At 43.1% G+C, this 11878-nt stretch carries 16 protein-coding genes; 9 read left to right on the top strand and 7 right to left on the bottom strand.

The features are described from left to right. The 6 genes from MGMO_RS09810 to MGMO_RS09835 all read right to left on the bottom strand — a co-directional run. On the bottom strand, window positions 1-856 hold an 856-nt coding region (locus tag MGMO_RS09810; RefSeq protein ID WP_036307390.1), incomplete at its 3' end, for a hypothetical protein. Beyond that, a complete protein-coding gene (locus MGMO_RS09815) occupies window positions 856-1815 on the bottom strand; it encodes a hypothetical protein (RefSeq protein ID WP_023494898.1) in 960 nt (319 codons plus the stop codon). The genes MGMO_RS09810 and MGMO_RS09815, both read right to left, overlap by 1 nt. A gap of 7 nt (window positions 1816-1822) precedes the next feature. Next, window positions 1823-2896, bottom strand: a complete 1074-nt coding sequence (locus tag MGMO_RS09820) for an ABC transporter substrate-binding protein (protein WP_023494899.1) — start codon at window positions 2894-2896, stop codon at window positions 1823-1825. A gap of 3 nt (window positions 2897-2899) precedes the next feature. Next, window positions 2900-3634, bottom strand: coding sequence for an ABC transporter permease (locus tag MGMO_RS09825; RefSeq protein WP_023494900.1), 735 nt, complete (start codon window positions 3632-3634; stop codon window positions 2900-2902). A 1-nt stretch (window position 3635) separates the two neighbouring features. Then, complete coding sequence (locus tag MGMO_RS09830; RefSeq protein ID WP_023494901.1) at window positions 3636-4220, bottom strand: ATP-binding cassette domain-containing protein; 585 nt, start codon at window positions 4218-4220, stop codon at window positions 3636-3638. Continuing rightward, window positions 4217-5173 carry a radical SAM protein gene (locus MGMO_RS09835; protein WP_023494902.1) on the bottom strand — a complete coding sequence of 319 codons (957 nt, stop codon included), beginning with the start codon at window positions 5171-5173 and terminating at the stop codon, window positions 4217-4219. Before MGMO_RS09835 ends, MGMO_RS09830 begins: the two co-directional genes overlap by 4 nt. 732 nt (window positions 5174-5905) lie before the next feature. Between MGMO_RS09835 and MGMO_RS09840 the strand changes: the two genes are divergently transcribed. The 9 genes from MGMO_RS09840 (at window position 5906) to MGMO_RS20880 (ending at window position 11229) form a co-directional block, all read left to right on the top strand. After that, entirely contained in the window at window positions 5906-7306 is a 1401-nt protein-coding gene (locus tag MGMO_RS09840; RefSeq protein ID WP_023494903.1) for an MBL fold metallo-hydrolase RNA specificity domain-containing protein, read from the top strand. A gap of 68 nt (window positions 7307-7374) precedes the next feature. Next, a complete protein-coding gene (locus tag MGMO_RS20575) occupies window positions 7375-7638 on the top strand; it encodes a hypothetical protein (protein ID WP_235557260.1) in 264 nt (87 codons plus the stop codon). Between the two features lie 247 nt (window positions 7639-7885). Continuing rightward, on the top strand, window positions 7886-8152 hold the full coding sequence (locus MGMO_RS19580) for a hypothetical protein (RefSeq protein ID WP_023494904.1): 267 nt from the start codon (window positions 7886-7888) through the stop codon (window positions 8150-8152). A gap of 55 nt (window positions 8153-8207) precedes the next feature. After that, window positions 8208-8684 (top strand): PAS domain-containing protein, encoded by a 477-nt coding sequence (locus MGMO_RS09845; RefSeq protein ID WP_023494905.1) that lies wholly within the window; start codon window positions 8208-8210, stop codon window positions 8682-8684. 12 nt (window positions 8685-8696) lie between these two features. Further along, the gene (locus MGMO_RS09850) at window positions 8697-9443 is read left to right on the top strand and encodes a phosphate/phosphite/phosphonate ABC transporter substrate-binding protein (RefSeq protein ID WP_023494906.1); all 747 of its coding nucleotides are present in this window, start codon (window positions 8697-8699) and stop codon (window positions 9441-9443) included. Between the two features lie 289 nt (window positions 9444-9732). Beyond that, window positions 9733-10116, top strand: coding sequence for a helix-turn-helix domain-containing protein (locus MGMO_RS09855; protein ID WP_023494907.1), 384 nt, complete (start codon window positions 9733-9735; stop codon window positions 10114-10116). Window positions 10117-10169: 53 nt separating this feature from the next. Then, the gene (locus tag MGMO_RS09860; protein WP_023494908.1) at window positions 10170-10403 is read left to right on the top strand and encodes a DUF2281 domain-containing protein; all 234 of its coding nucleotides are present in this window, start codon (window positions 10170-10172) and stop codon (window positions 10401-10403) included. Then, window positions 10393-10845: a type II toxin-antitoxin system VapC family toxin gene (locus tag MGMO_RS09865; RefSeq protein ID WP_023494909.1), complete on the top strand. Its 453-nt coding sequence runs from the start codon at window positions 10393-10395 to the stop codon at window positions 10843-10845. The genes MGMO_RS09860 and MGMO_RS09865 overlap by 11 nt, the downstream gene beginning before the upstream one ends. 252 nt (window positions 10846-11097) lie before the next feature. Beyond that, window positions 11098-11229, top strand: coding sequence for a hypothetical protein (locus MGMO_RS20880; RefSeq protein ID WP_268768305.1), 132 nt, complete (start codon window positions 11098-11100; stop codon window positions 11227-11229). 26 nt (window positions 11230-11255) lie between these two features. Here the strand turns inward: MGMO_RS20880 and MGMO_RS09875 are convergent, their stop codons facing one another. After that, window positions 11256-11684: a hypothetical protein gene (locus MGMO_RS09875; RefSeq protein ID WP_023494910.1), complete on the bottom strand. Its 429-nt coding sequence runs from the start codon at window positions 11682-11684 to the stop codon at window positions 11256-11258. Window positions 11685-11878 lie beyond the last annotated feature (194 nt).

Here is an 11878-nt window from a genome sequence, read left to right on the forward strand (position 1 = left end):
GGTTAAGAACAACGCTGAGAAGATATGGCATATACTGGTTTTCCCAATCCATTACGGGAATGTCCTTCTTTAACAATGAATCATAGGAAAGTAGAGCCAGGAAATAATGTATGCTATTGACAAGTCTACGTTTTTTATCATGAAAGTATTGATATACTTCTGAAGATTGAGTAACAAGAATTTTACCTGTATCCCCCTCTTTGAAATTCTCTTCACATCCTATAAAAATTTTATTGCATTCTTTTAATGAGGATTGGATTACGATATGAGCATATTCCTCTGGTTTGATCTTAACAGCAGCCTTCTTGCCCGATGTATGGATTTTGTGGTCGGGGCAAATACGGTCAGGAATTGTTCTTCTGATCGTTATGGGATGAGTAGATTCTTCATTATGTTCTGTAATTATTTTGTATATATCTTCAGTATTTTCAAATGGATATACTATGCATTCAGGAGAAGGCCGAATGCCTTTCAGCCATGTTACTATATCTCCTTCCCCTTTTTTTCCCACACTCGTCGTAATAGAACATACTTTATCAAGAATATCATTAAGTACATTTAAACCATCAATTTCATCATACAAAATAAGTACTGGGCTACCATCCTTGAGAAGAGCCAAGATTTGTCTAACTGTGATGGGGTTCTTTTTGTTGATACGCTTTACTTTTGCAATGTGCTTGTATCCAACATTATCCGCTTCATTCAACAGTTCCACTTGATCAATATTTCTCATAAACTGCCAATTTTCGCTATATCTCTGAGCGATCACAAGCCGCAATTCAGGACGCAGTAAGCCCAGAACTAAACCGAGTGCTAGTTTACCGAGTCCAATGTGAAGATGAATATTCTCACTCATTAGTCGCATTTTCTAGGTGGACTTTGATGATGCTCTTTAAGACATCGAGTAAATGCCTTGGTATCCTCAAATGTCGCACTGTGTTGCTTGCGCTCTGCGTAACGATTATAAGCCCACAAAATATTCAGAAAATCAACATGACGAGACTCTTTTTCAGCCGCATTAAAAATATTGTTGTGATAATTAAATAGATTATTAAAATTAAGTTTAGTCTTGCCTGTGGTCTGATCAGTTTTTAAATAAACATAACAAATGCATGTAATCATTGTGGGGTCTTGATATTCAGTTTCAGGGTGAGTGAGCTTGTAAGGAATGTAGAAAAAATTCTCTCTAAGCATTCGAGAAGTTGTAGGCGCCCCATAATAGAATAGACGCAATACTTTACTTGATGCCTCGTAATATAATATTGCATCAATTGGTTTTTTAATGATTTTTATCTCTTTTTTTTTCCCTATAAATCCCCAGTCTATTAGTTCATTTTGTATTACATCTGCTTGGGTAGGGATATCGGTAAAAATTTCAATCCGATTGACTCCACATTGATTGGCAACCTTTACGAGTTCATCCGAGAATTTCTTTTTGTCTTGTTTAGGTTTGAACCCTGATGCTATGTGCGGACGATACTCTGCAAAAATATACTGCTGGCTATAGTGGCTGATTGGACGACAATCAAAGTCCCATTTCGTTTCGATTTCTTTCTTTTTTTTATTGATAGCATCTAACGTAGCAAAAAAAACATTAGCATTTCCCTCTTTCAAAACTGGTATTGGTTCGTCCCAATCGTGTTCATAGACATAATTATCCAAATCAGTAATATTGACCCCGTCCTGTTGAAGCGCGATCATGTAATGAAAGGCAATTGAGAAAGTGTTTGCAAAAAACGGAAAATGGAGTACGACCTTTCGCTCAGCAAACTCTTTTAACAGATCAATTTGCTTGTTGTCAAAATCAGATAGCATACATGTCTCACTGGATTTCAATGAATTGAGGAACAGCGGGTGGTGTTACAACCCCCTTAGACAGTTGCATGTAGTTGACTACATCTTCAGCAATCTTTTCATGACTGAACTTTCCTGATCTGGTTTGCAACTCCTGCCGAGACTCTAATATGCTTCTTGGAAAATATTCCTGACTAAGAGCTAGTTTATATTGCTCAAGAGTATACTGAGTTGATGAGCTTTTAGCTAAGTAATCAAGAGGTATAGATGAATTTTTGTCCAAATCAGACATCACATACGCAACGGTGTCAAACCACATTTTAATTACCGCCTCGACATCCTTTCGACGGCTTTCCAATGTGCTTTTCCGACAAACAAAACCAGTGATATCGGCAAATCCTAAGTCTTCCATTTGAAGAACGACTCGTCCACCACGCTTTTTTGCTTCTGTCATTTGAGTGAGCCCAGCAGAGGCAATGTCGAGACTCCCCTTCTCGGCAGCAAGTAAGCTATCGTTTAGAGGGGAGTCAAATAGTTTCACAGATTTGATATCAACTTGTCCTTTCCGAGCGGTAGCGTAAATCATCATCTCCCAAAGTGAGCTTTTCTGTGCTCCAATTTTGTATGACAAGAATTTTTCTATCTGTTGTTTATCGCTCAAGGAATCTTTACTAAGACCAGCAACTTCTGGGTTGAAGCTGATAAATGACCCACCATGGAACACATAAGCCGGATGGACGTAGACGAGAGGATCATCGGCACCGCGATTCAAATCCTGTTCCTTTGTCAGAAATTCGACAAAACTCGCAAAACCCATATCAACGGTTGTACCATTACTTGCCAAAGCAGGAAGAATGTCTTCCCAGGCCATTGTTACGAGCTTAACATCTAGACCATACTTTTTTTCGAGACCAAGCGAATGCAGCGTCACGATGGTAGCAATATCCTGATAAGGCGAAATTGCCAGTGTGATCGATGGAGTTTTTGGTTTCTCCGATTCTGGATGCAAAAATAATGGCTCTAATTCCTCCCTATACCAATAAAAAATTGCTCCGGTCAAAACGACTAGAAGCAACAGGATTAAAAAAGTTAGTCTTTTCATGTCTTATCTCCTCCAAAACAGAAGCTTTCCCCATAATATGATCAATAGCCAATCGGCAATTGAACTGATGATTCCAAGTAAAATCACAACTAAAAAAAGAAGGTCTAGAGAAAATGTAGCACGAGCACTTTGGGCCAAATAACCAAGACCAACCTGAGCCCCAAGCATTTCCGACGCAACTATTAAACCTATAGAGGAAGATAAAGAGAAACGAAGCGTTGGTAACAGACCATCACAGATTGAAGGTAGTCCGTATCGAATGCAAAACTGCGTAGGTTTTAGACCAAAGCTCGCAAACATGATTGAGTATCTTTCTGGAATTTTTGAAAGTATTTCAAGCCCTGCAACCGCCACGTTAAAAGCTGTTCCAGTGAGGACAAGAAAATAACGCCCGACTTCAGAAAAACCAAACCACAATATGAAAAACGGAATCAATGCAACTGCGGGGATGGCTCTCGAACTTTGTATGATCGGTAGTAGAAGCGCATTTATCAGCGATGAACGATACATGATAAGCGTAATTCCTACTCCGAGAGTGGTGCCAAATACAAATCCGGTGGTGAATCTAGTTACCGTGTAAAACGTATGAACTGCTATGCTAGGGTCGACCAATGAAGCAGACTCGAGGACTGCTATTGGATCGGGCAGGTATCGATCAGCAATCTCTCCAAAATATTTTAGTGTAATCCAAATTAATGGAAAAAGAACAAATCCAAAGATTTTTGCGAGTCGAAGCAAATCATCCCTCCATTGCACTAATAGGCAGCTGCCTTGGAAATTTAAGTATATCTGCCCCCAACTCGACAAGCTCATCAACATGGTGAGTAGACATCACAATTTTTACCATGGGATATTTATCCATGAGAAATTTCATGAATAAGTTTCGCGTTGTTAGGTCGATAAAATTAAATGGTTCGTCTAAACAAAGCAAGGGGGGCTTATTAACAATAGCTCGGTACAGTTCAACTGTACGTCTCTGACCAAAGGACATTTGATTCGGGCGTTTTGTGAGCAATGGATCAACGAGGCCCCAGAGGGGATGACCTGAAAAGGTATCGATTTGAAAGCCGACCAGCTCAAGGTTTTGCATGACAGTAAGCCATGGCAAAAGTGCATCTTCTTGTAAGACAAGGGTGGATGGACTTGGCACATCCAAAACAACGTGATAATTTGGTGTTAGGTGTCCAGCGAGAATCTTCAGAAGAGTGGTTTTACCACATCCTGGAGGGCCGCTTAAACCAACAATTCTTGATTCTGAGGCGAAATTCAATCCTTCAAAAACGGCTTGGTTCCCATAAGAAAAGCTAAGCCCCTCTACTCTCATTGTAAAGTTTTGGGACTCGGAGCCATATTCAAAAAAGCATCATTCAGCGTTTTGTAGCCTAAATCAGCGACCGTAAATGATCGCTCTGATGCATATTTTTTGGGGTGGAGCGCAGCATATGGAGTAAGGACTAAACCGTCATATGTGACACGAAGAATGCCATATTCTAATGGATCCCCAGAAATCAGGTGGACGCGATGATTTAAGTTCAACTCTGAAGTTAATTGATTGAATTCCACATGCGTCAAGCTACCCGCTTCAATATGTTGATCATGTAGCAAAAGTATGGCTCCTTCGACCTGTGAGAAACGCGAACTTGCTAATCGACGTAGCAGAGATGTTAAATTTAACCCACCAACTAAATTATGCCCGTGATTTTGCGTTTCTAAATAAGGTGAAAAGATTACTCGGTCAAATGGTGCCCAGTTCCTCACATCTAGCATATCATCCAAATGGTCTATCGTTTTAGAATTGAGAACATGCAAGGCATTCATTCTTGCCCCAAGAGACGCAATTGCCCGCAGGTTGTTAACGAGCTTAAAGGTAGAGGCTTTTCGGTAGCTTTTATAAGTTTGAGGTCCACCATCAAGACTAATATCGATGAAACTGAATTTATTAACAAAGTTACTGGGGGCTAATGCGAAATTTATTCCGTTTGAAATTAAACTGATAGTTTTTCCTGTCGAAAAACAAAGATCGGATAGTCGAAGACAAAGGTCAATTGAATTCGTATTAAAAAGTGGTTCTTTGCCTACAATAGCGAGATGCCTAAACGAGCTTCGACTTAGTATGGAAAAAATTTGCGAATCGAATGAGTCGCTACGCTCCGGTTGGTACTGAAGGTAGCAGTGAGGGCAAACGAGGTTGCATGAGTTGTTGATAGTCAGGGTGACGGTATCCAAATTCAATGTCTGTTTGCATTCAAGGATTGACGAACCTGCAATTGCGCCCATTTTATGTCTCCAAGGGAAATAGTTTTTCGATGTTACGCATCGCTCACTGTCATTAGAATAATTCTAAGTTAATTTTAGATTTTTATGTAATTTAAATTCACGAACTGCATTCCTATGTGGCACACCACTAGCGTTAAGGTTATCTAAAATCGTCAAGAAAAGTAATTTGTTGCCGAGAGTTGCTGTCCATCAACCAATTCTCATTCACAATCGCCATTTGAAGGTTTTTTGACGACATCGAGTTGCAAACATTAAAACCTGGTTTTATCGGCATTTTCACTTTTTTCCTCGAGCTTTCAAAGATAATTCAGTGGCTCCATCCCCCGCCTTTACGTCTATATTTGTAACCGAAATGATGTGTAAATAGATTTTTGCGAAGGTCCGAAGTTGGCCGATTTTTACCAAACCAGCTTAAAATTTCGAGTGGCTTTTTACGATAATTCTGGGTGGTCTTTTTCAAAAGTTTTAACCGGCTTTTTTGGGAATTATCGATGGGTCTTTTTAATAAAAATACGCAGTTTTTTTAAAAATTATCGACACTTTAATCAATGCCCTGTTTTGCAATGCGGCTGGAAATTAGGTTTGAATTTGATAATTTGTCGTAAGGATTAGACCAATAGAGGCCTGTAATAACTAAAGACCAATTGTTGCAGAGAGTATAATCTACAGACATTATAAGCAGTGCCTAACTGCTTCTACAGAAGCCGAGGCATTCAGCCAAGAGGTTTATTTATGAAACTAGAATTTCACGGTGCCAATCAAAATGTAACGGGGTCTTGCCACCTGTTTGAGGCTGCCGGTAAGAAAATATTAATTGATTGCGGGTTATATCAGGGCGGTCGAGAAATGGATGAGGAAAATTCCGAGCCTTTCGGGTTCGACCCTACCCATATCGATTACCTATTACTGACTCATGCTCACCTGGACCATTGCGGTCGTATACCGTTACTGGTTAAAAAAGGCTTTACCGGTGAAATCATTACTACGGCGGCATCCTGCGAATTAGCCAGGGTGGTATTGCTTGATTCGGCACACCTGCAGGAAGATGAAGCGCGTTATAAATCGAAAAAAGCCTCAAGACATGGCCACAAAAATGAGATTGAACCGCTTTACAATAAACTAGATGTCCTAAATTGCTTTGATTTTTTTGGCCGCAAAGCAACCTACAATCAAGCTATCGCAATCACTGAAGGCATTCAGGCGACCTTTATCGATGCCGGGCATATCTTGGGCTCTGCCGCCATCGTGCTGGAAGTTGAGCACAAAGGACAAAAACGCAACATCTTGTTTTCCGGTGATTTAGGCTATAACGGTCGGGCGATTATCAAAGATCCCGCCCCACCTCCACATGCCGATATTGTGGTCATGGAAACCACGTATGGCGACCGCCTGCATAAACCCCTGGAGCCAACACTGGAAGAACTCTACTCGACGATTAACAAAACCATAGCCAAAGGCGGGAATGTCATTATTCCAAGCTTTGCCTTGGAAAGGGCACAGGAGCTGCTTTATTATTTGCGTGAAGGAATTGAAAACGGGCTTTTGCCGCCTTATCTTCCGGTTTTTCTCGATTCGCCGATGGCAATTTCTGCTACCCAGATTTTCCAACGCCATCCTGAGTGTTTTGATCAGGAAACGGGTAAAGTTTTTTCATCAGGACAGGATCCTTTCATGTTTCCCGGCTTACATTTTACCCAGGAAACGGCGGATTCAATGGCTATTAATAATGTCGCAGGCGGTGCTGTGATTATAGCGGGTTCCGGCATGTGTACCGGCGGCAGGATCAAGCACCATCTTAAACACAATCTTTGGGGCCGGAATAATGCGATTATTTTTGTTGGTTTTGCTGCTTATGGCACGTTGGCTCGTCAGATTGTGGACGGCGCAAAAGTAGTTAAAGTTTTCGGCGAAGAAATTCCGGTCCATGCAAGCGTTGTTACCCTCGGCGGATTCTCCGCTCATGCCGATCAGGCAGAATTACTGGCTTGGCATCAACAAACGGGTCAGCCGAAGACAACTTTTCTGGTTCACGGCGATAAAGACGTCATGCCGGTGTTTGCCAAAAAACTACACAACACTCAGGTGGAAATCCCTGAGCTACATCAGCAATATAATCTTGAAGAATGGTTTTGAGCAAACGGCCAGTCCCTAAAATTTCCTGAAACAATCGGCATGGTTGCCAAATAATCCTTGATAATCAGTTGAACTCAACACAAATCATTCGCCACAGTCAGGAAACAACAGCTCGCCGTTTGTGTGGTACCCGTTCAGAATATCATCCCAAGTTTCCTGTGCCGTTTCTGCATACCAAAATAAATCCCGGCCTTCCAAATCAATCACGCCCCAGAAACCAGAAAATCCACATCAAAAGCTTTGCGCCAGTATTCCTCACCCACCAACACGATCAGAAGCCGACTAACAACAGTCTTTCGATGTTTGGCAAAAATCAAAAGAATGTTTTATGACGAAATCTATCGATAGTGAAGCTATCAATTAAGAGTATTAAATTCCTAGCGGTATATTTCAAAAAAACTTTGATCTGGATCAATACACCTCCGAACTATCTGCATGAAAATTGTTCCTAGAAGATATAAATGTTTGGCGCTTGAGTGTGAAGGCACACCAAACCCTGGCCCAATAGCTCATTTCGAAAGTTAGCCTAAACAAGTAAAGCGGCTTGCCCAAGTCACGAGTTATAACCAACTGGAACAAATGACCTGTTCTTCGGATAAGCTAATTTATATATCGGCAACAACCGAAGATAGGTCGAGAGTAAGCCCAGGTGTTATCCGTTCCTACTGGCCGAACGGTATTGAACAAGCTATCGAATGCTACGGCGCGACGGCTTTTCTGTCGGCTTGTACCAATAGCGACTATAAGAATAAAAGGATCGGCGTGGGTAAGTTTCGCAATTTCTATCAAGGGAGTTCCAATTGGACAAATGCTGATTTTAAGCCCGGCGATCAGGGCGAGTGTTGATGGGAAACGAGCCGTGGCTTGTCATCAACAAATCCATTAAAACAGGTGAAAACTTATGTTAAAAGATATGCAACCCGAGGATATTATCGGTGAATACAAAGAAGCTGTGCTGAACCTTTATGGGGGAATGAAACGCAAGGTTTTATTTACGGAGATCGAAACGCCCTACCCTGACGGCAAATTGATCGTTTCCAGTACCGATTCGGACGGGTTGATCAAAAAAGTCAACCAGGCTTTTGTCGACATGTCCTGTTACACCGAAGAAGAACTGATCGGCATGCCCCATTGCATTTTGAGGCATCCCGACATGCCTTCCGCCGCCTACAAAGATTTGTGGGGCACCATACTTGACGGTCGAACCTGGCAAGGGTACGTAAAAAACCTGCGTAAGGACGGCGGTTATTACTGGGTAAAAGCGACCGTCATTCCCAATATCAGGAAAGGGCAAGTGGTAGGCTATACCTCGGTACGGCGAAAACCATCCCGCCTTAAAGTAAATGAATCTATCAAACTTTATTCAACCTTATCTTAGTCGGGAACCACTATGACTTTTAATTTTACCGTCAGCCCTGACTTCGCTCCAGACCGCCTTTCCGGTTGGTATATTTTCAATACATGGCTCCAGAAACAAACCGATAGCGCCATCCACCTGGAAATATATCCTGACTTTGCGGCACAAAAAGCAGCGATAACGAGCGATAAAATCGACCTGATTTATGCCAACCCGTACGATGCAGCCATGTTAGTCCGCGAAAAGGGTTTTCTGCCGCTCGTCAAATCGGCGGGCTCTTCTGATGAAGCCATACTAGCCGTCCACCGTGACAATGCCATCATCGATGTTGAAGCATTGCCGTCCGGCATCCGCGTGGCCCACACTCAAGATCCTGACGTCAGGATGATCGGAATGATTATGCTGGAACCGAGCAACCTGACTTCCGATACCTTGCAAGCTATCAATTGCGATACTTATATACTGGTTGCCAAAAATATCTTACAAAACAAGGCAGATGTTGGGATTTTTCTTGCACAGGCTTATGACGATTTATCGGATTTGGTGAAAAAGCAGCTCAAAGTGTTAGTACGTAGCCAGATCAGCGTTATTCACCACTCTTTGATGATAGGGCCGAAATTGCAAGCGAAAAGAGAAGAAATTCAGAATTTATTGATTAATATGCATGGAAGCGCCAAGAGTAAGGAGATACTCGACAGCCTGGGCTTTTCATGCTGGCAAAAAGTGGACGACGAAGAAATGGAATTTATGATCGACCTCATGGATACATTGGCCATTTAATTTGCCCAAAGGGCAATTTTAAAGGCGGCTATTTACAGGGAAACATACCGTTTGAAATTTGGAACACGGTTATCGGCTCGATCCGCAAATACCCTTGATACCAAACATTGCCTTGCCTTACGGATTTAATATGGGGCTAGGAATTTTCAAACTATGGAGACAAGGTTGTCCACCAATTGCTTGGTGCATTTTTCCCATGTGTTCTCCAGTCAGGGTGGGCACGAACAGCATGTGCCCACCCTGACTGATATGATACAATGTGTCATGCTATAAAAATGGAGGGCTTACAATGGTGGCTAACTTAAACAGCTTTGTCTTACCTATGAGCTTCCCTGAACGCTTGGCCTCTATCCGCAAGGAATTGGGCTTTACCCAACAGCAAATGGCCGATAAGGTCGGTATGCACGTATCGCAACTGAAACGCTATGAAGCGGGGTCATCGCAGCCCACGATTGATGTTTTCAGGCGCATCGCACTGGCGTTGAACGTGAGCGCGGATATGCTGCTTTTTGAGCCTGATGAACACGGCCCGGACGAGCGCCTGAAACTGCAATTTGAGGCGGTTTCCAAGCTCGACGGGAAAGAACGGGAAGCCATTGAGACGATGATCGCCGGGGTGCTGCACATGCACGATGCCAAACGCTGGACCCAGGCAATCGGCTCACGTTCTTGAATGGGCGGCCTTGCCGCTAAAATAACGAGTTAAACAAAAAATCAGGTGCAACCATGTCAACACACCCACAAGACGCACAGGCGTTGATCGATAAAATCCAGTCGCTCCCGCGCGAGCGCATTGAGGAAGTGGAAGATTTTGTGGATTTCCTGAAAACGCGGGCAGGACAGCGGAAAACGGCGGCTAAAGCTAAAAAGCACTTGGAATTTCCGGTCGTCAGCGTGGGCGAATGGCCAGCGGACTTAAGCCTACGCCGGGAAGACATGTACGGTGACGATGGCCGTTAAGGAGGCTGACGGCGCACTGTTCATCGACACCAACACGTTGGTCTACGCCAATGTCTTGGAAGCGCCGTTCCACGACCAGGCACTGGCGGCAATCAATACCGCGCGTGAGTCAGGCCGGACGCTTTGGCTTAGCCGCCAGGTAATCCGTGAATACATGGCGACTCTCACCCGGCCACAGGCTTTTAACGCCTTACCAAAGGCCACGGTTTTGGCGCAAGTCGGCCAACTGATGGCTCAATTTGAAGTGGCGGACGACACCGCCGCCGTCACCAACCAATTGCTTGCCCTGATGGCAAACTACCCAATCGGCGGCAAGCAAGTCCACGACGCCAATATCGTCGCCACGATGCTGATTTATGGCATCCCCTGCCTGTTGACCCATAACGCCAAGGATTTTGAACGGTTCGGCGATATGGTCAGGGTCGAGGGCTTCACGGATTAAGGCGGCAGCCGTGCCCGGCAGGACAAGATACCGTTGAGAGCGGAGCGCGAATAAGGTCAGTGAAGATAGATGACCTGTCCACAGGTTAGCTAACTTCACCTATCTTGCCCCGATCTAAAGGGTGTTTACGCCAAGGATGGCGTGTGTACCCAGCGTGGATAGGGGTTGGTTGTTCCGTGCTTTTTATCATGCCTTCTACAAAAAAGCCGAGAACGGGCTAAAAAACCTAAATACAACCCCTATGCACGGGATATGCACGGATCAAACAACCCAAAAACACGGGATGAAGGTGCGCCCCGACAAAACAATGGCGGCTTGTCTTGGCGGCCACCAGGCAAGATATGGAAAAAGGTCGGCGGGGTACATTCGTCGGAAAACGGCTAACGCCGCTTCCGACTTACGGTCTTGGGTCAAGTAAAAGGTCTAGGCCCGGACAGCAAAATTGAACTCCAAAGACGATCCAATGCTTCACGCTTAGAAACCTCGGATATCGAATTGGTAATTTCTATGCTCTGCTCAATAGAATGAAATATTTCCTTTGGATCAGATGCCCCAATTCTACCTTCTACGCTCCATTCAAAAATCCAACCGTTTTTAGATGGCTGTCTTATATCAATCCAAGCTATTCTGTCATCCCAAAAATAGAACCTTAACAACATTCGATTCATTTGGGTTTTAAATTCGAGTTCAATCTTTTCATAATTTTTATTATCGTTTTTTTCAATAACCCTTTCCACTGAATAACTTGTAACTTTATTTTTAATAGCTTTGCTTCTTTTTTTGACAGCAAAAACAATACTCTCTAAAAAAGTAGACTTAAAAACAGGTAATGGATCCACAGGAAAAATAACCTCTAGTGATAATTTCCGCCAGAACTTTTGGGTTTTATACTATGCTCTTCATCGATGCCTATATTTCGCTCCCTATTATTTGATCTGTCAGAGCCAGCATCCTTAAATCACTGTTAAGTTAAATACACAATAGGAGACTTTTTCACGGTAAGCGTTCTAAAAGTCTAGTTTAATACAATACG

The sequence above is a fragment of the Methyloglobulus morosus KoM1 genome, assembly GCF_000496735.2.
In the GTDB taxonomy this organism is placed as follows: Bacteria; Pseudomonadota; Gammaproteobacteria; order Methylococcales; family Methylomonadaceae; genus Methyloglobulus; species Methyloglobulus morosus.